This window comes from Hydrogenophaga sp. (assembly GCF_018780385.1).
Taxonomy (GTDB): Bacteria; Pseudomonadota; Gammaproteobacteria; order Burkholderiales; family Burkholderiaceae_C; genus Hydrogenophaga.
In genome coordinates, this window is the sequence record NZ_JADMJO010000103.1 from 1 (window position 1) to 22,006 (window position 22,006).

The 22,006-nt window shown below is 67.5% G+C and carries 17 protein-coding genes; 13 read left to right on the forward strand and 4 right to left on the reverse strand.

What is annotated here, in order from left to right; translation table 11 throughout:
* The first annotated feature begins 374 nt into the window (after positions 1-374).
* Positions 375-2,279 (forward strand): ATP-binding cassette domain-containing protein, encoded by a 1,905-nt coding sequence (locus IV113_RS22315; RefSeq protein WP_291089758.1) that lies wholly within the window; start codon positions 375-377, stop codon positions 2,277-2,279.
* Positions 2,280-2,326: 47 nt separating this feature from the next.
* A complete protein-coding gene (locus tag IV113_RS22320) occupies positions 2,327-4,537 on the forward strand; it encodes an ATP-binding protein (protein WP_291089762.1) in 2,211 nt (736 codons plus the stop codon).
* Positions 4,538-4,541: 4 nt separating this feature from the next.
* On the opposite strand, the gene IV113_RS22325 is transcribed toward IV113_RS22320, so the two are convergent.
* Entirely contained in the window at positions 4,542-6,038 is a 1,497-nt protein-coding gene (locus tag IV113_RS22325) for a PLP-dependent aminotransferase family protein (protein WP_291089765.1), read from the reverse strand.
* Between the two features lie 145 nt (positions 6,039-6,183).
* Between IV113_RS22325 and IV113_RS22330 the strand changes: the two genes are divergently transcribed.
* The 7 genes from IV113_RS22330 (at position 6,184) to IV113_RS22360 (ending at position 12,266) form a co-directional block, all read left to right on the forward strand.
* A complete protein-coding gene (locus IV113_RS22330) occupies positions 6,184-6,798 on the forward strand; it encodes a LysE family translocator (RefSeq protein ID WP_291089767.1) in 615 nt (204 codons plus the stop codon).
* Between the two features lie 61 nt (positions 6,799-6,859).
* A complete protein-coding gene (locus IV113_RS22335) occupies positions 6,860-7,804 on the forward strand; it encodes a DMT family transporter (RefSeq protein ID WP_291089770.1) in 945 nt (314 codons plus the stop codon).
* Between the two features lie 33 nt (positions 7,805-7,837).
* Entirely contained in the window at positions 7,838-9,127 is a 1,290-nt protein-coding gene (locus IV113_RS22340) for a PLP-dependent aminotransferase family protein (protein ID WP_291089773.1), read from the forward strand.
* 2 nt (positions 9,128-9,129) lie between these two features.
* Positions 9,130-9,744: a glutathione S-transferase gene (locus IV113_RS22345; protein WP_291089776.1), complete on the forward strand. Its 615-nt coding sequence runs from the start codon at positions 9,130-9,132 to the stop codon at positions 9,742-9,744.
* Between the two features lie 13 nt (positions 9,745-9,757).
* Positions 9,758-10,609 carry a PhzF family phenazine biosynthesis protein gene (locus IV113_RS22350; protein ID WP_291089779.1) on the forward strand — a complete coding sequence of 284 codons (852 nt, stop codon included), beginning with the start codon at positions 9,758-9,760 and terminating at the stop codon, positions 10,607-10,609.
* Positions 10,606-11,292 (forward strand): VOC family protein, encoded by a 687-nt coding sequence (locus tag IV113_RS22355; protein WP_291089782.1) that lies wholly within the window; start codon positions 10,606-10,608, stop codon positions 11,290-11,292. Before IV113_RS22350 ends, IV113_RS22355 begins: the two co-directional genes overlap by 4 nt.
* Complete coding sequence (locus tag IV113_RS22360; RefSeq protein WP_291089785.1) at positions 11,289-12,266, forward strand: threonine dehydratase; 978 nt, start codon at positions 11,289-11,291, stop codon at positions 12,264-12,266. Before IV113_RS22355 ends, IV113_RS22360 begins: the two co-directional genes overlap by 4 nt.
* Here IV113_RS22360 and IV113_RS22365 read toward each other — a convergent pair.
* Positions 12,252-14,585, reverse strand: coding sequence for an ATP-binding protein (locus IV113_RS22365; RefSeq protein WP_291089788.1), 2,334 nt, complete (start codon positions 14,583-14,585; stop codon positions 12,252-12,254). The two genes, IV113_RS22360 and IV113_RS22365, sit on opposite strands and share 15 nt — an antisense overlap.
* A gap of 199 nt (positions 14,586-14,784) precedes the next feature.
* Between IV113_RS22365 and IV113_RS22370 the strand changes: the two genes are divergently transcribed.
* A complete protein-coding gene (locus IV113_RS22370; RefSeq protein WP_291089893.1) occupies positions 14,785-15,468 on the forward strand; it encodes a histidine phosphatase family protein in 684 nt (227 codons plus the stop codon).
* 9 nt (positions 15,469-15,477) lie between these two features.
* Here IV113_RS22370 and IV113_RS22375 read toward each other — a convergent pair whose 3' ends face one another.
* Together IV113_RS22375 and IV113_RS22380 are read right to left on the reverse strand one after the other, a co-directional pair.
* The gene (locus IV113_RS22375) at positions 15,478-16,320 is read right to left on the reverse strand and encodes a creatininase family protein (RefSeq protein WP_291089791.1); all 843 of its coding nucleotides are present in this window, start codon (positions 16,318-16,320) and stop codon (positions 15,478-15,480) included.
* Positions 16,317-17,555, reverse strand: a complete 1,239-nt coding sequence (locus IV113_RS22380) for a cyclopropane-fatty-acyl-phospholipid synthase family protein (RefSeq protein ID WP_291089799.1) — start codon at positions 17,553-17,555, stop codon at positions 16,317-16,319. Before IV113_RS22380 ends, IV113_RS22375 begins: the two co-directional genes overlap by 4 nt.
* 203 nt (positions 17,556-17,758) lie before the next feature.
* On the opposite strand from IV113_RS22380, the gene IV113_RS22385 reads away from it, so the two are divergent.
* The 3 genes from IV113_RS22385 to hemE all read left to right on the forward strand — a co-directional run bounded on the left by IV113_RS22385 (position 17,759) and on the right by hemE (position 21,946).
* A complete protein-coding gene (locus IV113_RS22385) occupies positions 17,759-19,972 on the forward strand; it encodes a thioredoxin family protein (RefSeq protein WP_291089802.1) in 2,214 nt (737 codons plus the stop codon).
* Positions 19,973-20,030: 58 nt separating this feature from the next.
* Positions 20,031-20,651, forward strand: coding sequence for a thioredoxin family protein (locus tag IV113_RS22390; protein WP_291089805.1), 621 nt, complete (start codon positions 20,031-20,033; stop codon positions 20,649-20,651).
* A gap of 191 nt (positions 20,652-20,842) precedes the next feature.
* The gene (gene hemE / locus IV113_RS22395) at positions 20,843-21,946 is read left to right on the forward strand and encodes a uroporphyrinogen decarboxylase (protein WP_291089807.1); all 1,104 of its coding nucleotides are present in this window, start codon (positions 20,843-20,845) and stop codon (positions 21,944-21,946) included.
* Positions 21,947-22,006: the final 60 nt, after the last annotated feature.

Consider the following 22,006-nt stretch of genomic DNA (forward strand, 5'->3'; position numbering starts at 1 on the left):
TGCCTGCTTAGCTGCGATCAGCTGAGCCTCGTATTATGACACAGTTTTTGGAGCCTTGTCAAAAAGATCAGATTTTTTGTTTGATCTTTTTGCGCTGCTTTTCCTGCGTCTCCACTGTCTTCTTTTGCCTCCCGGTGGGTGGCTGCTGTGTTCAGCGTAGCCTTGCAGTATATGCCAGATTTTGAGCTCTCGTCAAACCGGTCGGAAAAAGTTTTTGATGGCATCCGGCGGGTGCCTGGGCTTGGCACCCGGCAGCACGCAAGATGCCAGCTCTATATTGGAAAGCTCCGCAGCGCATCGACTCGCTATAGGCAAGCGCAAGCGCGCACAGGGGGCGGCAGGGATAATCGCTGCTCTTTTGTCTCGGGCTTTGCATGGCACTCATCACCCTTCAGAACGCACAGCTGGCCTATGGCCATGTGGCGCTCCTCGATCACACCGACTTTGCGCTGGAGACCCAGGAGCGGGTTGGCCTGATCGGGCGCAACGGGACTGGCAAATCCTCCCTGCTCAAGATTCTGGCCTCCCTGGAGAAACCGGATGACGGAACACTGCAAGTGCAGACCGGCTTGCGCATTGCCTATGTGCCGCAGGAACCGATTCTTGATCTGCAATCCACCGTGTTCGAAGCGGCCAGCGTGGGCTTGGCCGATGCGCGGGCGGCGCGGGATCTCTATTTGAGTGGCGCGGATGGCCTGGATCTCGATGCGCTGCAGAACCGCATCGAGGCGCTGGACGCCTGGAACTGGGAACAGCGGGTGGAGGAAACGCTGCACCGCCTGCACCTGGACGGCGCGGTGAAGGTGGGGGAACTGTCGGGCGGGAACAAGAAGCGCGTGGCGCTGGCGCAGGCGCTGGTGAGCCGCCCCGACGTGTTGTTGCTCGACGAGCCGACCAACCATCTGGATCTGGACAGCATCACGTGGCTGGAAGACCTGATGCTGGAATACAAGGGCAGTCTTGTGACGATTAGCCACGACCGGGCCTTTCTGGACCGCGTGGCCACGCGCATGGTGGAACTGGATCGTGGACGGCTGTTGAGTTACCCGGGCAACTTTGCGCAGTACCAAATCCTGAAGGAAGAGCAGATGGCGCAGGAGGCGGTGATCAGCGCGCGCGCCGACAAGCTGCTGGCCCAGGAAGAGGTGTGGATTCGCAAGGGCGTGGAGGCACGCCGCACGCGCGCTCAGGGGCGCATTACGCGGTTGGAGCGTTTGCGCGAGATGCGGGCGCAGCGCCGCGACGCGCTGGGCAGCGTGAAACTGGAAGTGGCCAGCGGCACCTCCAGTGGCAAGATCGTGGCCGAACTGGAGAAGGTGACGCAATCGTTTCCAACCGCTGACGGCGGATTGCGCACGGTCATTCGGGACTTCTCGGCGACCATCCTGCGTGGCGACAAGATCGGATTGATCGGACCCAACGGCGCCGGCAAGACCACGTTGCTCAAGATCATCCTGGGTGACCTGATTCCCACCAGTGGCTCGGTGCGCCAGGGCAGCAAGGTCAGCGTGGCGTATTTCGACCAGATGCGCGACCAGCTGGACCTGGACGCCACGCTGGAGGATTTCATCAGCCCGGGCAGCGAGTGGATCGAGATCGGCAACAAGCGCACGCACGTCAAGAGCTACCTGAGCGATTTCCTGTTTTCCCCGGCACGCGCCAATGCGCCGGTGCGCACGCTCTCGGGCGGCGAGCGCAACCGCCTGTTGCTGGCAAGGCTGTTTGCGCGCCCGGCCAACGTGCTGGTGCTCGACGAGCCGACGAACGATCTGGACATCGACACGCTGGAGCTGCTCGAAGACCTGCTCCAACAATATGAAGGCACGGTGTTCCTGGTGAGCCACGACCGGCGGTTCCTGGACAACGTGGTCACGAGCACGCTGGTGTTCGAGGGCGAGGGCCGATGGCGCGAGTACGTGGGCGACGTGCAGGACTGGCTCACGCAGTCGGCCCGCTCGGAAGCGCTGCAGCGCGAGCGCGACGCTCAGACGGCTGCGCCCACGGTCAAGGCAACGCCTGCCGTGGCGCCACCGAGCGCTCCTGCCGCCACCGCCAACAAGAAGAAGCTCAGCTACAAGGAACAGCGCGAGTTCGACACCCTGCCGGAGCGCATCGCGGCGCTCGAGGCAGAACAAGCGAGCGTCGACAGCGAATTGGGCAGCGGTCAACTATTCAACACCGATCCCGCACGGGCGGCTCAACTTGGCGCCCGCCATGCCGATATCGAGTCTGAATGGCTTCGGGCAATGGAGCGCTGGGAGGTGCTTGGCGGAAGCTGATGCACTGGTCGGTGCGCGCTGAAGCTGCGCACAACCCACAATGGCTCATGACACCTGACCGCATGGCTCTGGACCTGCAGCGCACGCTCAACGAGCTTGCGCAGGAGAAGGCGCGCACGCAGCAGTTGTTGAGCGAAGTCGAGCACCAGAACCGCGAGCTCGAACGACTGCGCAGTTCGGTGCATCGCGAATCCAACAGCCGTCTGCTGGCCGAAGAAGCGCTGGACGAAACCCGCGACCGGCTGCAGATGGCGGTGGAGGCCGCGGGCCTGGCCTTGTGGGACTGGCAATTGCCGTCGCGGCAGATATTCCTCACGGCGCGCTGGGGGGAGCTGGTCGGCGATATCGGCAGAGACGCTTACTGGGAGGTGGCCGATCTGAAGGCGCGCTTGCATCCTGAAGACGCACACCTGCTTCAGACAGCGATGACTGCCTTGCTGGAAGGCCGCGAGCCAAGTGCTGTGGTGCAGCACCGGGTGCGCACCGCCACCGGATGGCTCTGGGTGGAGACCCACGGCATGGTGGCCGAGCACGACGCCCGAGGCACACCGATCCGGCTCATGGGCACTCTGGCCGACATCGGTGAACGAAAACGCATCGAGCAGGACGGCGCGCAGGCCCGTGAGATGGCCGAGCAGGCCAGTCGGGCCAAGAGCGAGTTCCTGGCCAACATCAGCCACGAGGTGCGCACGCCGCTCAATGCGCTGATGGGCCTCACGCGCATGCTCATGGAATCACCGCTGAATGCGGAACAGGCGCGCTGGCTCGCGCTCATGAACAGTTCGTCGCATGCCCTGCTGGCACTGCTCAACGACATCCTGGACCTCTCCCGCATCGAAGCGGGCAAGCTGGACATCGAACACACGCGCTTCGACCTTCACCGCGCGCTGCGGGAAGCGTCGGGGCCCCACGCCGAGCAGGCTCGGGCCAAACCCCTGACTTTCGAGCTCGTGCTGCACCCGGACCTGCCGCAATGGGTGTTGGGAGACCCGGGGCGACTGGGACAGGTGGTCGGCAACCTGCTGTCCAACGCGATCAAGTTCACGCCGCGCAATGGCCGCATTGACGTGACGGTGTCCAGTCCCGTGGTGGCTGACTCCAGTCTTTGCGAACTGCAGTTGAAGGTGCAGGACAGTGGGGTGGGCATCGGGCGCAAGCAACAGGCCACGATTTTTGAAGCGTTCACGCAGGCCGACGCGTCTGCCGCCCGCCAATACGGCGGCAGCGGACTGGGTCTGGCCATTTGCGCTCGCCTGGCTGGTTTGATGGGTGGCAGGATCGACCTGCAGAGTGAACTCGGTCAAGGCAGCACCTTCACACTCACGCTGCCCCTGCAGGAAGCCCCCGCGGTGAATGAAGGGCCTTTGAGCGCCCCCACGGAGCTGTTGGAAATCGCCGGGGCCGGCCCGCGCTATGCCGGCATGGTGGTGCTGCTGGCCGAAGACCACCCGGTCAACGCAATGATGCTGCGACAGCTGCTGCTGCGCCTGGGTTGCATCGTGCGCGTGGCGCGTGGCGGGGCGCAGGCCGTGGCGCAATGGGAGCAAGGCGGCATCGACATGGTGTTGATGGACGTGCAGATGCCGGGCATGAGCGGACTGCAGGCCACGCAGATGATCCGCGAGGCAGAAGGCAAGCGGCGCCTCAGGCGCACCCCGATCGTGGCGGTGACGGCCAACGCCATGCCGGGCGATCGCCAGGACTGCCTGGCCGCGGGCATGGACGGCTACACGCCCAAGCCGGTCAGCCCCCAGGCTTTGATTCAGGAAATGGATCGGGTGCTGGCGTTGCCGGCATCCGGACCCGTGCCCGCCGTTGCGCCCAGTGCGCCGCCCCCGCCCCCTGTCGCCGTCAAGCGCCCCGCCGCTTCCCCCGAAGCGCTGGATGTGGACAAGCTGCGCAGGCGCCTGGACGGCGATGAAGAAACCCTGCGACAGCTGGCGCTGGCCATGCGCAGCGATCTGGTCTCCAAGCTGACCGACATGCAACGCGCTTTTGAGGTGAAGGACGCCGCTGCCGCCGTGGCGCATGCCCATGGGCTCAAGGGCTCGCTGGGCAGCATGACGGCCGAGCGCGGTGCGCGACTGGCCAAGGGGCTGGAGCTGGCGGCACGGGGGGGCGACTGGGGCTTGTTTGGTCGAGCCTTGCCACTGATGCGAACCGAAGCGCGCCAGATCGACCGCATCCTCGCCCGCATCCTCGACGCCAGCGGCAGCGACCTGTTCGGCAGCACCGAACCGCCGCTCACGGTGTACTGAGGTCCTAGGACCCCCACGCTCCCCCGCTGCGCGTGGTCCGCTGCCCCCCGAGGGGGCTGAGCCTGCCTTGGGGCGGCCCTGCGGCTGGCTCGTTGGCGTCCCGGGTCAGACGGGTGAACACGCGCCAGAACGCGGCGTCCTGCGTGGTCGCGAAGTTGATGCGCATCAATGTGCTCGGCGTGCGGGCAGCGTGGAACAAGGCCCCGGGGGCGATCAGGTAACCCTCATCCAGCATGCGCTGCGCCAGCGCGTCGGTGTCCACGCCGGTGTCGACCCAGCCAAACAGGCCCACCGGCTCGGCCGCGAACGTGCAACCCGCTGCCAGCGCCAGCTTCACGCTGCGTGCGCGCGCCGCGTCGAGCCGGGTGCGAATGCGCTCGGCGTGTCGGCGCAGCTGGCCTTGCTCGATGCACAGCGCCAGCGCCTTTTCCAGCAGCGCGGGCGTGGTCAGGGTGGACAGCAGCTTGGTGTCGAGCAAGGGCTCCACCAGGGCGGGCGGGGCGGCCAGGTAACCGATGCGCCAGTTGGGCGCCAGGATCTTGGCGAAGCCACTCACGTAAATCGTGCGCTGCAGGCCGTCGAGCGCACTCAGGCGGGTGGCGTGCTCGGGCGCGATGTGGCTGTAGGTGTCGTCTTCGACGATGTGGAAGTTGTGCTGGTTGGCCAGTTGCAGCAGGCGGTGCGCGCTGCCCGGCGAGAGGCAGTAGCCCGTGGGGTTGTGGAACACACTCACGCTCACGTACAGCTTGGGCTTGTGCACCTCGCAGTACTTCGCCATGACCTCCAGGTCGGGCCCGTCGGCACGCCGGGGCACCGGCAGGATGCGCATGCCCAGCGCGGCCAGGCGCGCGAATTCCACCGCCCAGCCGGGCTCCTCCACCATCACCGGATCGCCCGCGCGCAGCAGCGTGCGGCTCACGATGTCCAGCGCGTGCGTGGCACCCACGGTGGTGATGATGTGGTCGGGCTCGGTGTGGATGCTCAGCGTGCCCAGTTTTTGCGCCAGCACCCGGCGCAGGCCGCCGTCGCCCAGCGGCTCGCCGTACTGGAGCGAAAAGTCCTGCAGCGCGCGCGTGCTCGTGACCTTGCGCACCGCGGCCGGCATGAAGGTGGATTCCAGCCAGTCCGGCGGGAACACCCCCATGCCGGGGTGTGGCTTGTTGCTGACCTTGTGGAACATGCCGCGGATCAACGCCGTGGCGTTGATGGGCGATGCGCCGGTGCGCGCCGCCGCCTTGGCCTCGGGCGCCGCCACATCGCCGCGCGGTGTGGGCATCTCGCGCACGAAAAAGCCCCGGTTCTTGCGCGCCTGCACCAGGCCCTGGGCGAGCAACTGGTCGTAGGCGGCGACCACGGTGGCCGTGCTCACGCCGTGCTGCTCCGCGCACTGTCGAACCGAGGGCAGGCGCGCTCCGGGCGCCAGCAGGCGGCTGCGAATGCGGTCGGCAAAGCGCACGGCCAGTTGCTCGGTCAGGGACTGTGCAGAGGTCTTCATCAGCATGGGGAACGCATCCTTCTTGGCAGGTCTGTACTGTCGAGACAACCAATACAGATATCCAACTGCGTTGGCCAACTGTATTGGTTGTGTATTGGCGCAAAGATTACATTGATCTTCCCGAACTGACAATCTCCACGCCCCATTCCTCATGAGCGCCACCGAGTTGACCGCCCTGCTTCTGTTCTGCACAGCGATGAGTTTTTCGCCGGGCCCGAACACCACGCTGTCCACGGCGCTTGCGGCCAACCTGGGCCTGCGACGCGCACTGCGCTTCTGCTTTGCCGTGCCCACCGGCTGGACACTGCTCATGCTGGCCTGCGGCCTCGGCCTGGGCGCGCTGGTGCTGAGCGTGCCGGCGCTGCGCTGGGGTGTGAAGCTGCTGGGTGTGGTCTACATGCTGTGGCTGGCCTGGAAACTGGCCGGCGCTGCGAAGCTTTCCGATGTGGATGCCTCGCGGCTCAACGTCACCTTCCTGCAAGGCGTGGGCCTGCAGTTCCTGAACATCAAGGCCTGGATGCTGGCGCTCACGCTAACCGCGGGCTGGGTGGTCAACGCGGGCGGACAACCCGCCACCAATCCGGGTGAACGGCTGGCCATCATCTGCGTGGTGATGGTGTTCTTTGCGTTCATCAGCAACTTCCTGTATGCCATGGCTGGCTCCTTGTTGCGCGAGTGGCTCACGCAAGGGCGACGCCTGGTGTGGTTCAACCGTGCGCTGGCCGCCGTGCTGGTGGCCACCGCACTGTGGATGCTGACCGTATGAGCGCCGCGCAGGGCCGCCCCAAGCAAGCTCGCACCGCAGTGCGCAGCACGAAGGTACTCGCATGACCTCACACACCCTGCTCGCGCCGCGCTGGCGCGACCTCCCCGCCAACCAGGGCCTGCTGCTCGGCCTGCTGGGCGTGACCATCTTCGCGCTCACGCTGCCCATGACGCGGCTGGCCGTGGGCACAGTGGACGCGCCGCAGATGTCGGGTTTGTTCGTCGCGCTCGGCCGGGCGGTGGTTGCAGCGCTGCTGTCCGTTGCGTTCCTGATCGCCACACGCGCACCCATGCCTCGGCGCGCTGACCTGCTGCCCTTGGCCATCACCGCAGCCGGCGTGGTGTTCGGCTTTCCTCTGTTCACCTCGGTGGCCATGCGCTACGTGGAAGCGGTGCACGCCAGCGTGATCGTCGGCGTGCTGCCGCTGGCCACGGCGGCGGTGGGCGCGCTGTTGCACCGCCAGCGCCCATCCACCGGCTTCTGGATTTGCGCGGCGCTGGGCAGCGCGCTGGTGGTGGGCTTTGCGGTGCTGCGCTCGGGCAGCGCGGGCCTGTCCATCCACCCGGCCGATGCGCTGCTGCTCGCCGCCATGCTGTGCGCTGCGGTGGGTTACGGCTATGGCGCGCGGCTGTCGCAGCGCATGCGAGCGGAGCATGTGATCTGCTGGGCGCTGGTGATCGTGCTGCCCATCACCCTGCCCCTGGCCGCGTTCACCCGCCCGCAGGCCGCGCTGCAAGCCTCGGCCTGGTGGGGCTTCGCCTACACCGCGGTGTTTTCGATGTGGCTTGGTTTTTTTGCCTGGTACCGCGGTCTGGCGCTGGGCGGCACGGTGCGCGTGAGCCAGGTGCAGCTGGTGCAGCCCTTCCTGGGCATGTTGTTCGCGGTGCCGCTGCTCGGTGAGCGGCTGGACGCGGTCACGCTGGGCTTTGCAGCGGCCGTGATTGCCACCGTCTTCATTGGCAAGAAAATGCCGGTACACGCCAAAGCGCCCAACAAACGGATTTGAACGGAACTGAACGGAATAGAACGGAGAAAAGCCATGAAGCCCAACGACCTGCCCACCACCCCGTCCACCGCCACGCCCTGGACACTGGCGCGCCGCGCCGAGCGCATGAACCCGTCGGTGATCCGCGAGCTGCTCAAGCTCACCGAGCGCCCGGGCATCATCAGCTTCGCCGGCGGCCTGCCCTCGCCCGACACCTTCCCCATCGAGGCCATGCGTGAAGCCTGCGACCGCGTGCTGCGCGAGGACGGCCGCAGCGCGCTGCAGTACGCCGCCAGCGAAGGTTACGGCCCGCTGCGCGAGTGGGTCGCGGCGAGCCTGCCCTGGGCGGTGGACCCGGCCCAGGTGCTCATCACCACCGGCAGCCAGCAGGGCCTGGATCTCGTGGCCAAGGTGCTGATCGACAGCGGCAGCCGCGTGCTGGTGGAAACACCGACCTACCTCGGCGCCCTGCAGGCGTTCGCGCCCATGGAACCCAAGATCGAGGGCGTGGCCAGCGACGCGGAGGGCGTGGATGTGGACGCCCTGCTGCACCAGCTGGGCGCTGGCGACGACCAGCCCGAGAGCATGGAGCGCCGCCGCCTTCTCACACTCGACCTCGACCCGGCCAGCAGCCCGCAGGCCGCGCCGCGTTTCCTCTATGTGCTGCCCAACTTCCAGAACCCGACCGGTCGCAGCATGGGCCTGGCCCGGCGCCAGGCACTGGTGGCCGCTGCCGCGCGCGCGGGCCTGCCGCTGGTGGAAGACAACCCCTACGGAGAACTGTGGTTCGACCAGGCACCGCCCACGCCGCTGACCGCGCTCAACCCCGAGGGCTGCATCTACCTCGGCTCGTTCTCCAAGATCCTCGCGCCCGGTCTGCGGCTGGGCTTCATGGTGGCGCCCGCGAGCATCTATCCCAAGCTGCTGCAGGCCAAGCAAGCGGCCGACCTGCACAGCCCCAGCTTCAACCAGCGTGTGGTGGCCGAGGTGCTCAAGGACGGTTTCCTGGATCGTCATGTGCCGACCATCCGCGCGCTCTACAAGCGCCAGTGCCAGGCCATGCTCGCCGCGCTGGACAACGAGATGACGGGCCTGGACGTGCAGTGGAACGAGCCCGACGGCGGCATGTTCCTCTGGGTGCGTTTGCCCGAGGGCATGAACGCTGTGGAGCTGCTGCCCCACGCGGTGGAGCACGGTGTGGCCTTTGTGCCCGGCAGCGCCTTCTATGCCGATCACGCCGACCCACGCACCCTGCGCCTGAGCTTCGTCACGGCCAGCGTCGAACAGATCGCGGTCGGCATCGGAGCGTTGGCCAAAGCCATCCGCGAGCGGCAAGGGGCCTGAGCATGCTGCACCTGTGGGGCCGTCTGAGTTCAATCAACGTGCGCAAGGTCGTGTTGTGTGCGCAGGTGCTCGGCATCGACCTGCCGCGAACCGACGCAGGTCTGTCCTACGGCGTCGTGGACACACCCGACTACCGCGCGAACAACCCCAACGGCCTGGTGCCGCTGCTGCAGGACGGTGATTACACGCTGTGGGAATCCAACGCCATCGTGCGCTACCTGTGTGCACGCGAGGGCAATCTCTACCCATCCGACCTGCAACAACGCTTCAACGCCGAACGCTGGATGGATTGGCAGCAGACCACGCTCAACCCCGCGGGCAGCCCCGGTTTCAAACAATGGATACGCACCGCGCCCGCTCAGCGCAACGCCGAGGTGATCGCGCAGTCGGTGGCCGCCACCGAGCCGCTGTTTTCGCTGCTCGACGAACACCTGTCGCGCCAGGCATTCATGGCGGGCGATGCGCTCACCATGGCCGACTTGCCCGTCGCCTGCGAGGTACACCGCTGGTGGGGCCTGCCGCAACCGCGCCCGGCCTGGCCGAACCTCGAACGCTGGTACGCCGGCTGGCTGGCGATGCCCGCCAGCCGTGGTGTGCTCGACCTGCCCTTGTCCTGAACCGGAACCACCCATGATGCAACGCGCATTTCAACAAGTCGACGTGTTCACCGAGACGCCCTACCTCGGCAACCCGCTGGCCGTGGTGCTGGATGGCAGCGGCCTGTCCACCGAGGCCATGCAGCAGTTCACCGACTGGACCAACCTCTCGGAATGCACCTTCGTGCTGCCGCCCACTGCCGAGGCTCAGGCCGCGGGCGCCGATTACCGCGTGCGCATCTTCTGCCCCGGGCGCGAGCTGCCGTTTGCCGGCCACCCCACGCTGGGCACCTGCCACGCGTGGTTGAAAGCGGGCGGACAAGCGCGCGGCGAACACGTGGTGCAGGAATGCGGCGTGGGTCTGGTGCGCATCCGGCGCGACGGGGCCCGGCTGGCTTTTGCGGCACCGCCCTTGCGCCGCAGTGGCCCCCTGGATGATGCCGACGTGGCAGTGATCGCGCGCGGCCTGGGCCTCTCACGCGAGGACATCGTGGCGCACTCGTGGTGCGAAAACGGCCCACCCTGGCGCGGCGTGATGCTGCGCACGGCGGCGCAGGTGCTGGCCGTGCGGCCCAACGCAGCCGTGCTCGCCGGGCTGGACGTCGGGGTGGTCGGCCCGCAGCCCACGGGATCGGACACGGCGTTTGAAGTGCGCGCCTTCTTCCACACCCACGAGACATTGAGTGAAGACCCGGTGACCGGCAGCCTGAACGCTGCCGTGGCGCAGTGGCTCATCGGCGCGGGTCTGGCGCCCGATCGCTACGTGGCCGCGCAAGGCACGGCGATGGGGCGCGCCGGGCGTGTGCACATCGAGCGCGATGCCGGCGGCACCATCTGGGTCGGCGGCGCATCGGTCACCTGCATCAGCGGTCAGGTCACGGTGTGACGCCCCGCATCGACCACCTGGTGGTGGCCGCTCGCACGCTCGACGAAGGCGTGAGCTGGTGCGAAGCCACGCTGGGTGTGACGCCCGGCCCGGGTGGTGAGCACCCGCTGTACGGCACACACAACCGGCTGCTCAGGCTGGAGAGCGGCACCACGCCGCCCGCCTACCTTGAAATCATCGCCATCAACCCGCGCGCCACCCCCACCCAGGGCGCTGGCCGGCACCGCTGGTACGACCTGGACGATCCGGCCATGCAGGCGCGGCTGGCGCAGCACGGGCCTCAGCTGGTGCACTGGGTCGCGAGCGTGCCCGACATCAGCGCCGCGGTGCAGGCCCTGCAAGCCATCGGCATCCAGCGCGGGCCGGTCATCACCGCTTCGCGCCAGACGCCGCAGGGCTTGCTGCAGTGGCGCATCAGCGTGCGCGACGACGGCCAGCGGCTGTACAACGGCGCGATGCCCACGCTGATCCAGTGGGGCGAGGTGCACCCAGCGCAGCAGATGCCGGTGAGCGGCCTGGCCTTGCGACAGCTGCGGCTGCGCCACGCCGGCGCCGCCGGTCTGCGCGCCGCGCTGCAAGCCCTGGGTCTGGAGGGCGTGCACGTGAACGATGGACCCGCCGGACTCGCGGCCGAACTCGACACCCCGGCCCGTGGCCGCATCACCTTGCTCTCACCTCCATGAACGCCACCCTGCCCACCCTCGCCGACATCGAAGCCGCTGCCGAGGTGGTCTACCGCTCGTTCCAGGCCACGCCGCAATACCGTTGGGCCACGCTGAGCGCGCGCCTGGGGACCGACTGCTGGGTCAAGCACGAGAACCACACGCCGGTGGGCGCATTCAAGATCCGCGGCGGCCTCACCTACTTCGACCAGCTCAAGCAGCGCGGCACACTGCCCCGCGAGGTGATGAGCGCCACGCGCGGCAACCACGGCCAGAGCATCGGCTGGGCAGCGCGCATGCACGGCGTGGCCTGCAGCATCGTCGTGCCGCGCGGCAACTCGGTGGAGAAAAACGCCGCCATGCGAGCGCTGGGCGCCACACTGATCGAACACGGCGACGACTTCCAGGAAAGCCGCGAACACGCGATCGCACTCGCCGACGAGCGCAGCGCGCACATGGTGCCGAGTTTTCACGCCGACCTGCTGCGCGGTGTGAGCACCGCCTGGTGGGAGTTCTTTCGCGCCGTGCCGCAGATGGACGTGGTCTATGTGCCGGTGGGCCAGGGTTCGGGCGCGTGTTCGGCCATCGCCGCCAAGCTCGCGCTGGACCACCCGGTGCGCATCGTGGGCGTGGTCAGCTCCCACGCCACGACCTACGCCGACTCGCTGGCCGCGGGCCGCGTGGTGGCCTCACCCGTGACCACCGTGCTGGCCGACGGCATGGCCTGCCGCGTGGCCGACCAGGCCGCGCTCGACGTGCTCGCACCGCACCTCGATCACGTCGTGCAGGTGAGCGACACCGAGGTGGCCGAGGCCATGCGCATGCTGTTTGCCGACACGCACAACGTGGCCGAAGGCGCTGGCGCGGCCAGCTTTGCGGCGGCGTGGCAGGAGCGCGATGCGCTCAAGGGTCAGGTGGTGGGCACCACGCTGTGCGGTGGCAATGTGGACAGCGCGACGCTGGCCCGCGTGCTCAACAGTTCAAACGGGTTCTGAGCGAACCAGGCGCGCCACCACTTCACAGAAGGCCTCGACCGCATCGGTCTTGAACACCACCTCGCGCACCCCGGCGGCCTTGGATTCGACCTGCAGCTCGTCGGTGATGTAGCCCGAGGCCACGGCCACGGGCAGTTGCGGGTTGATCTCCAGCACCGCCTTGGCCACTTCCAGACCCGACATGCCGGGCATGTTGAAGTCGGTCAGCAGCAACTGGAAACCCGTGGGCGACGCCCGCACCGCGTCGATGGCCTGCGTCTGCGAGGTGAACGCCGTGACGCGGTAGCCCCTGCGCTCAAGCAAGCGGCGCACGAGAAACACCAACGTATCGTCGTCGTCAAGGTAGAGGATGTGGGGAGGAACCGCAGAAGGGTCGTCGGCCATGGCTGGGTCGGGTGTGGTGCTTGGAACGGGCTGGGGGGATGGTGGGGTGAAAGCCATTGTGACGGGTTCGGGCGAGGTCAGGGCATGGGTGGTTTCACCATGGCACTCGGGCTCGTCGCGGGCAGCGGGGAAAAACAGGGTGAACGTGGTGCCCCCACCGGATTCGGTGTCGACCTCGATCGCGCCTCCGTGCACCTGCACGATACCCAGCACCACCGGCAGGCCCAGACCCGTACCCCTGCCCACCGCCTTGGTGGTGAAAAAGGGCTCGAAGATCCGGTTGCGCACAGCCTCGGTCATGCCGCTGCCGTTGTCCGTCACGCGCAATCGCACGGCACCCACTTCGAGCTGGGCGCAGGTCCGGGCGAGCTCGGCGGGCAACAACGCGGAGGTGTGGGGCAGCTCGTCGATGCGGCATTCGATGCGTCCGGCCCGACCGTCCAGCGCATGAATGGCGTTGGTGCACAGGTTGACGACCACCTGCCCGATCTGGGTCGCGTCGGCTTCGATGGACAAGGTCTCGGGTATGCACGACTGCACCAGCTCCACGTGGGGCGGCAAGGCCCCACGCAACAGGGTGCACGAGTCGGCCAGCACGGTGCACACGTTGACCCGTGTGCGCTCCACCGGCTGCTGGCGGCTGAACGCGAGGATCTGGCGCACCAGTTCTCGCCCGCGGCGCGCGGCGGTGCTGATCTCGTGCAGGCTCTCGCGCGAGGCGGCCTCGGGTGGCAGGTCCTGCCGCGCCAGATCGGCGTTGCCCAGGATGGCGGCCAGGATGTTGTTGAAGTCGTGCGCCACGCCCCCGGCCAGCGTACCGAGGGCTTCCATCTTCTGGGACTGCGCCAGCTGCGCCTGCAGGTGCTTTTGCTGGGCCTGAGCGTTCTTCAGTGAGGTGATGTCGATGAAGGTCAGAACCACGTGGCGCAAACCGCCCTGCGCGTTGTTCTCGGGATAGGCATTGCACAGCGCCCAGTGCACGCCCTCGCCCGCCGCCTGCGGCATGCCGATCACCACGCTGCGCACCGGCTGGCCCGTGGCCAGCACGCGCTCGAACGGCATTTCGTGCCGGCGCATCGGCTGGCCGTCTTCCCTCAGCATCTGCCAGCCTTCCGCCGAAGGTTCGGCCAGGGCTGGGTTCGCACCCCCGTCGCTCCAGCCCAGAAAGCGCCGGGCGGCGGTGTTGATGCTGGACAAGGTGTGGTCGGGCCGAAACACCATCACGCCCGCGCTGAGGTTGTCGATCAAGGCGCGCGAGTCGGCCTCCCGCTGCTGAAGCCCCTGGCGCGCCTTGTCGCCATCCAGGCGCAGGCGGTAGGACACCAGCGCGCCGTACAACACCACCCGCAGCAGCTTTGTGAGCAGGAAGAAGAAGAGGAACGGCGGCGTCATGGCGTCCTGGGGCACGCCAAGCACCTGCAAGGTGACGGCAAAGGCCACCATGCCGCAGAGCTCGATGGCCGTGAGCGCATTGAGCGCCTGCATCTCGGGCACGCGGCGCTGCGGGTCGGCGCGCCGGATTTCGAAGTACGAGCACGCCGCGATCAGGATGATCGACGTGGTGAACACCGCCTGCCGAACGACCTGACGCTCCAACTCGATCAGGAAAAAGAGCGTTACACAGAAAAACACCAGGGTGCCGGTGAGGATGGGCAGCAGCGGTCGAGACTTGCCGACGTAGCTCCGGAACCCGAGCCAGCTGCACAACGCGCTGACCATCAGCGCGGTGTTGCCCACGGGAAAGGTCACCGCATCGGGCAAGGCGCCGCGCGACCACAGCATCACCGAGCCCAGGATGCCCAACACGGCGGACAGCGACCACCACCCCGGGCCACCGATGGCGGGATAACGACGCATCTGGGCCCAGAAGGCCAGTGCAATCAGGAAGTCGACGCCCACCCGCAAGGCCAGCAGGGTCGGCAGGTCAAGAGTCATGGGAGGGGAACAAGGCCAACATTGCATTTATTGAAGCACAGCGGGTCCGGGTCATCGGCTGGATAAACACCCCAAAGGCCCCGGTGTTCGGCGCAACGGTCGGCAACAGCGCCAGGCAGACGCCTCTGCGACTCTGCTAGGCACCCGCAGTCGCTGCCGGGACAAAGCACCGCTGGGGCGCGGACCCAGAATGCCCTTTATGGGAACGCTCTACCTTGTGCGCCACGGCCAGGCCTCGTTTGGTGCAGACGACTACGACCAGCTCAGCGAGATGGGCCACCGACAGAGCCACCGGCTGGGTGAGTACTGGGCAGAACGCGGCGTGGTCTTCGATGCCGTCATCACGGGCACGCTCAAGCGCCACGCCCAGACCTGGGCCGGCATCGCCGAGGGAGCGAAGCTGAGCCACGAGGCCCTGGCATGGCCGGGTCTCAACGAGTACGACAGCGAGGCCGTGATCCGAGCGATCCACCCGCATCCGCTGGAGAAGCCACGGTCGGCCGAAGAAGCGCCCGAGCTCTACCGCCACCATTTCCGCCTGCTGCGCGACGGCCTGACCCAATGGATGGCCGGCACCGTGAGCCCGCAGGGCATGCCGACCTACATCGATTTCGTGCACGGCGTCAGCAGCGCGCTGGACCACGTGCGGGCGAAGCACCATGGGCAGAACGTGTTGTTGGTGTCCAGCGGCGGGCCGATCTCCACCGCCGTGGGCCAGGTGCTGGGCCTGAGCCCGGAGGCCACGATCGAGCTGAACCTGCGCATCCGCAACAGCGCGGTGACCGAATTCCAGTTCAACCCCAAGCGGCATACGCTGCTGACCTACAACACGCTGCCGCACCTGGATCACCAGGAATTCAAAGGTTGGGTGACTTACGCCTGAGCCGGTGTTTCAGGTCTTCGGATGGAACGCCGTCAACTCCGTCAGCGTGTCGCTCGGCAATCGGTCAATCTCGCTCAGCAGACGCGCCAAGGCACGCCCAGCCGCTTCCAGCACCGCACGGCCCTTGTCCGCCGTCGCCGCCGTCGCATTGCCCACCGCGCCGTGCGCGTTGTAGTCCTGCATCTGCCAGCCCAGCTTGGCGCTCTTGCCGTTGCCCAGGATGCTGAACTGCCCGGCGCGCTCCTGTGACTTGGAGGCAAAGTTGGCGGCGTGTTGCATGCGGACCGTCTTGGGTGAAAGCGCCAGCATGAGCGAGGTTTCAATCTCCCCACCGTGGATGCCGAAACGGTGTTCCTCGCTGCTGAACATCGCGTTCAGGTCGTGGCCGTCCGCATCCAGCAGCGGCAGGTTGAACCAGTTCACGCTGTAGATCAGCATGCCCAGCCGGGCGCGCAGGTCACGCGCCACCACGTCCATCAGGCCCACCTGTCCACCGTGCGCGTTGAAGAGCACCAGCTTCTTCACACCACTGGCTGCCACGCATTCGCCGATTTCGGTCCACAGGCGCAGCACCGTCTCGGCTTTCAGCGTGAGCGTGCCGGCAAAGCGTGTGTGTTCGGGCGAGTAGCCCACGGCCTGCGTGGGCAGAAACAGCGCGGGCAGGTCGGGCGGGATGTGCGGAATGCTCGCTGCGATCACGCCGTTGGCGATGTCGGTGTCCACCGACAGCGGCAGGTGCGGGCCGTGCTGCTCGATCGCGGCCACGGGCAGCACGGCGATGGTGCGGGCCAGGTCCAGCGAGGCGAAGTCGGCGGTGGTGAGGTCGGACCAGTGGCGCGGGGGGCTTGTCATGCGCCGATCTTACGGTCGGCATACATCCAGTGGCGCGACCAGGGCAACTCGGTGGCCGGCTGCCCGGCCGCACGACACAGCACCTGGTAGATCGCCACCTCGTCGTGCTCGAACGCCCAAGCGCAGCCGGCCAGGTAGATGCGCCAGATGCGCCAGCGCTTCTCGTCCACCAGCGGCTTGATTTGCGCCGTGTTCGCCTCGAAGGCCTCGCTCCAGAGCTGCGTGGTGCGCATGTAATGGCGGCGCAGGTTTTCCACATCGAAGGCTTCCAGCCCACCCTCCTGCAGGGTGCGCAAGACGGTGCTGATGTGCGGCACCTCGCCGCGCGGGAACACGTAGCGGTCAATGAAATGGCCACCGCCGTGACGCGTCTCACCGTCATAGGCATCGGTGCTGGTGATGCCGTGGTTCATGGCCCAGCCGTCGGGCTTGAGCAGCGAGCGGATGCGGGTGAAGTAGGGCACGAGATGGTCAAGGCCCACATGCTCGAACATGCCCACGCTGGTGATGCGATCGAACGGTCCATCCTGCACGTCGCGGTAGTCCTGCAGGCGGATGTCGATGCGGTCCTGCAGCCCGGCCGCGCGCACACGCTCGCGCGCCAGATCGCACTGGTTCTGCGACAGCGTGACGCCCACGCACTGCGCGCCGAATTTCTCGGCCGCGCGCAGCACCAGCGCACCCCATCCACAGCCGATGTCGAGCAGGCGCTGTCCCGGCTGCAGGCGGATCTTGTTCAGGATGTGATCGATCTTCTGGACCTGCGCCTGATCCAGCGTTTCGTCGCCTTGCTCGAAATAGCCGCACGAATACACCATGCCTTCGCCCAGCCACTGGGCGTAGAAGTCGTTGGACACGTCGTAGTGGTACTGGATGGCCTCGCTGTCGCTCTCGCGCGTGTGGCCGAAACGCCGGCGCAGGCGGCCCAGCAGCCCACCCTCGGGTTGCGCGTGTTCGGCCAGTCCGTGCGCCACGGCCAGGATGTCCGGCACCGAGCCTTCCACGTCGATCAGCCCTTCCACATAGGCCTGGCCGAGTGTGTCCAGCCCCGGGTCGATCAGCAGCGGCAGGGCGGAGGCGTCGCGCACGCGTATCTCCACCTGCGGTTGCTCAAAATCGCCCAGCGCCAATGACGAGGCACCCCGCTCGCCCCAACTCAGGCGAACCGGCAGGTTCACCCGTGTTTTCATGCGCTGCGCCCAAGGCACCAATGCGCGCTCCACAATCGATCCCATGTGCACCCCCATGTGAGGCAGACCTGCTCCCCGAACCCGGTTGTAACCAATCGGGGAGAAGCTGTGAAGGGCCCTCGCGATCTGAAGGACAGAAAACAGCGTTGACTTATATTCAAAAATCCGTCTCGCACGGGCTGCCCGAGGAACTTGGGCGGGCCTCGCCGCTCACACCCTTCGCCCCTCCTTGTCCACGCCCGATCCCGATGCAGTTCCCCACCCAGTTCAGAATCTCTGCCGTCCTGCGCCTGCTGGGTGCCTGGCTGCTCGCCGCCGCCTTGCCACTGGGCGTGGCGGCGCAGGGTTTGCTCGGCGGCCCGGCGGCCAGCGCGACCGTGGTGAAAAGCGATCAGGCGCGTGCCGAACTGGTGGCGCATGCGCCGGACGGCGCCGGACCGGGCCAACAGGTCTGGGTCGGCCTGCAGCTCACCCACGCCCCCGAATGGCACACCTACTGGAAGAACTCGGGTGACTCCGGCCTGCCCACCGAACTGCGCTGGACGCTGCCGCCCGGCGTCACCGCCGGCGAGATCGCCTGGCCCACGCCGCGCAAGTTTCCGATCGGCAATCTGGCCAACTACGGATATGACGGCACCGTGGTGCTGCCGGTGCCGCTGACCGTCGGCCCCGACTTCAAAGGCGACACGATCGACGTGCAGCTCTACGCCGCCTGGCTGGTCTGCCGCAAGGAGTGCATTCCGGAAGAGGGCAACTTCGCGCTGAGCATCCCCGTGCAGGGCTCGACCGGGAGCAACGGTGCCGCCTTCGATGCCAGCTTCCGGGCCGCGCCCAAAGACCAGCCCGCGGCCGGCAGCCAGCTGCAGCCCGAAGCCGGCTTCGTCAACGTGTCGCTGGCGAACCTCCCCACCGCCTGGCGCGGCAAGACGCTGGAGTTTTATCCCGAAACCACCGGCCTGATCGAACCCGGCGCGCCCTGGACCCAGGCCTGGGACGGTGCACGCTGGACCGCCCGCGTGCCGCTGTCGCCGCACCGCAGCGACAGCCCGGCCCAACTCCCGCTGGTGGTGGCCGAGGCCAACCCACCCGGCCAGGGACCCGGGGCCACCGGCGCCCGCCTGGTGGTGCCGGTGCAGGGCGCCTGGCCCGCTGCGGCCCCCCTGCCGACCGCCGTGCCCGACGCACTGCAGGCCGCGCTGGACGCCAACGCCGCGCGCGCCGGTGCGCCGGTGAACAGCGCCACCTCGCTCACCCTGGGCGCGGCCTTGCTGGGCGCGCTGCTCGGCGGCCTGATCCTCAACCTCATGCCCTGCGTGTTCCCGGTGCTCGCGATCAAGGTCATGGCTTTCGCGAAACACGCCAACGACCGCCATGCCCACCGCGCTCACGGACTGGCTTACACCGCGGGCGTGGTCCTCTCGTTCACCGCGCTCGGCGCCTTGCTGCTGGGCCTGCGCGCCGCGGGCGAACAGCTGGGCTGGGGGTTTCAGCTGCAAAGCCCGGCCGTGGTGGCGGGTCTGGCCGTGCTGTTCACCCTGATCGGCCTGAACCTGGCCGGTCTGTTCGAGGTCGGCCACGTGCTACCCAGCCGCCTGGCCAGCCTGCAGGCCAAAAACCCGACGGTGGACGCCTTCCTCACCGGCGTGCTGGCCACGGCCATCGCCTCGCCGTGCACCGCGCCGTTCATGGGCGCCTCGCTGGGCCTGGCCATCGGCCTGCCCGCCGCGCAGGCGCTGGCCGTGTTTGCGGTGCTGGGCTTGGGCATGGCGCTGCCGTACCTCGCCGCCAGCTGGATTCCGGCTGTGGCGCGCGCCCTGCCACGCCCCGGCGTCTGGATGGACACCTTCCGCCGCGGCATGGCGTTCCCGATGTTCGCCACCGTGGTCTGGCTGCTGTGGGTGCTGGGCCAGCAAAGCGGTATCGACGGTGCGGCCGGACTGCTCATGCTGCTGGTCGTGCTGGCCCTGCTGGTCTGGTCGCTCGGCCTGCGCGGCAAGAGCCGCACGGCACTCGCCGGTCTGTCGCTCGCCGGCCTGGCCTGGTTGGGCTGGGCGATCGGGCCCAACGTGACGCGCCTGCAGGAATCCACGCCCGGCCAGGCCGTGGCCACCTCGCAGAACGGCGTGAGCTGGCAAGCCTGGAGCCCCGAGGCGCAAGCCACGCTGGTGGCGTCGGGCCGCCCGGTGTTCGTCGATTTCACCGCCGCCTGGTGCGTGACCTGCCAATACAACAAGCGCACCACGCTGGCCGATGCCGCCGTGCTGGGCGACATCGCCGGCAAAAACGTGGCCCTGCTGCGCGCCGACTGGACGCGCCGCGACCCGGCCGTGACCGCCGCGCTGGCCGCGCTGGGCCGCAACGGCGTGCCGGTGTATGCGATCTACAAGAACGGACAGGCAACCCAGATGCTGTCCGAAGTGTTGAGTGTGGAGGAGGTCCGCGCGGCGCTGTCCAGGCTCTGAGTCTGTGCGCTCGACGCTGCGTCTGTCTGTCTTTGATACATCATCAGGAGTCATCACCATGCAACGACGCCCCATCATCGCCCTGGCCGCGCTCTCCCCTTTTGCCAGCTTGTTGCTTCCCGCCACCGCACAGGCCGCCAGCGTAGGCCAGCCGGCACCCGATTTCACCCTGATGGACACCACCGGCAAGCCGGTGAAGCTGTCGCAGTTCAAGGGCAAAGCGGTGGTGCTGGAGTGGAACAACCCGGGCTGCCCGTTCGTGAAGAAGCACTACCAAGGCAACATGCAGGCCCTGCAAAAAGAAGTGACGGGTCAGGGCGCCATCTGGCTGGCCATCAACTCCACGCGCGACGACAGCGGTGACTACATGGCACCCGCCCAGCTTGGCCGCTGGATGACCGAGCAAAAAGCCAGCCCCACCGCCGCGCTGATGGACGAGGACGGCAAGGTCGGCCAAGCCTACGCCGCGCGCGTCACGCCACACATGTACATCGTCAACGCGCAGGGCGTGCTGGTGTACGCCGGCGGCATCGACAGCATCGCCTCGGCCCGGGTGGACGACATCCCCAAGGCCACCAACTACGTGCGCCAGGCCATGGCGGAAATCCAGGCCGGCAAACCGGTGAGCGTGGCGAACAGCCGGGCTTACGGCTGCAGCGTGAAGTACCAGACGGCGTAAACGCCGTACCCCCCGTGTCGCCTTCGGCGCCTCCCCCCTGGGAGGGGGGCGACACCTGGGGCCGGCGGAGCCGGACCCGCGGTGTCTCTGGGTGGGTGTCGCGTCTTGCGGGGCAGGTCGCTCCGTCGCGGCTCCCTGAACCCACGCGGGATAATCCCAGTACTCCAGCCCCTATCCCACCCCGAGACTCCATGCCCTTTGCCCCCTTGCAGAACGACAGCTTCCTGCGCGCTTGCCTGCGCCAGTCCACCGACCACACGCCCGTGTGGCTCATGCGTCAGGCCGGCCGCTATTTGCCCGAATACCGCGCCACACGCGCCCAGGCCGGCAGCTTCATGGGGCTGGCCACCAATGTGGACTACGCCACCGAGGTGACCCTGCAACCGCTGGAGCGTTATGCCCTGGACGCGGCCATCCTGTTCAGCGACATCCTCACGGTGCCCGATGCCATGGGCCTGGGGCTGACGTTCGCTCTGGGCGAAGGCCCGAAATTCGCAAAAACGGTGCGCACCGAAGCCGATGTGGATGCGCTGGCCGTGCCCGACATGGACAAACTGCGCTACGTGTTCGACGCCGTCACGTCCATCCGCAAGGCATTGAACGGCCGCGTGCCACTGATCGGTTTCTCGGGCAGCCCCTGGACGCTGGCCTGCTACATGGTCGAGGGGGGTGGGTCGGACGACTACCGCGCCGTCAAGACGCTGATGTACAGCCGCCCGGACCTGATGCACCGCATCCTGGCCATCAACGCCGATGCGGTGGCGGCCTACCTGAACGCCCAGATCGACGCCGGCGCGCAGGCCGTGATGGTGTTCGACAGCTGGGGCGGCGTGCTGGCCGATGGCAACTTCCAGGACTTCAGCCTGACCTACACCAAACGCGTGCTGGCCCAGCTCAAGCGCGAGCACGACGGCGTGGTGATCCCGCGCATCGTCTTCACCAAGGGCGGTGGCCTCTGGCTCGACGACATGAAGGTCCTGGACTGCCACGCCCTGGGCCTGGACTGGACCGTGAACCTGGGCCACGCCCGCGCGCAAGTGGGCGAAGGCCCGAACGGCAAGGCCCTGCAGGGCAACATCGATCCCAACGTGCTGTTTGCGCAGCCCGGGCAGATCGACGCCGAGGTGGCGCGCGTGCTGGAGAGTTTCGGCGCGCCGCACCAGGGCTCGGGCACGGGCGCCACCCACATCTTCAACCTGGGCCACGGCATCAGTCAGTACACGCCGCCCGAGCACGTGTCGATCCTGGTGGACGCGGTGCACGCCCATTCAAAGCGCCTGCGCGTGGCCAGCTGAGCCGGCCCGGGGGGTCGTGGAGCGCTCCGGTTTTTAGAGCTTCAGCCGCAGTTGGCGTGC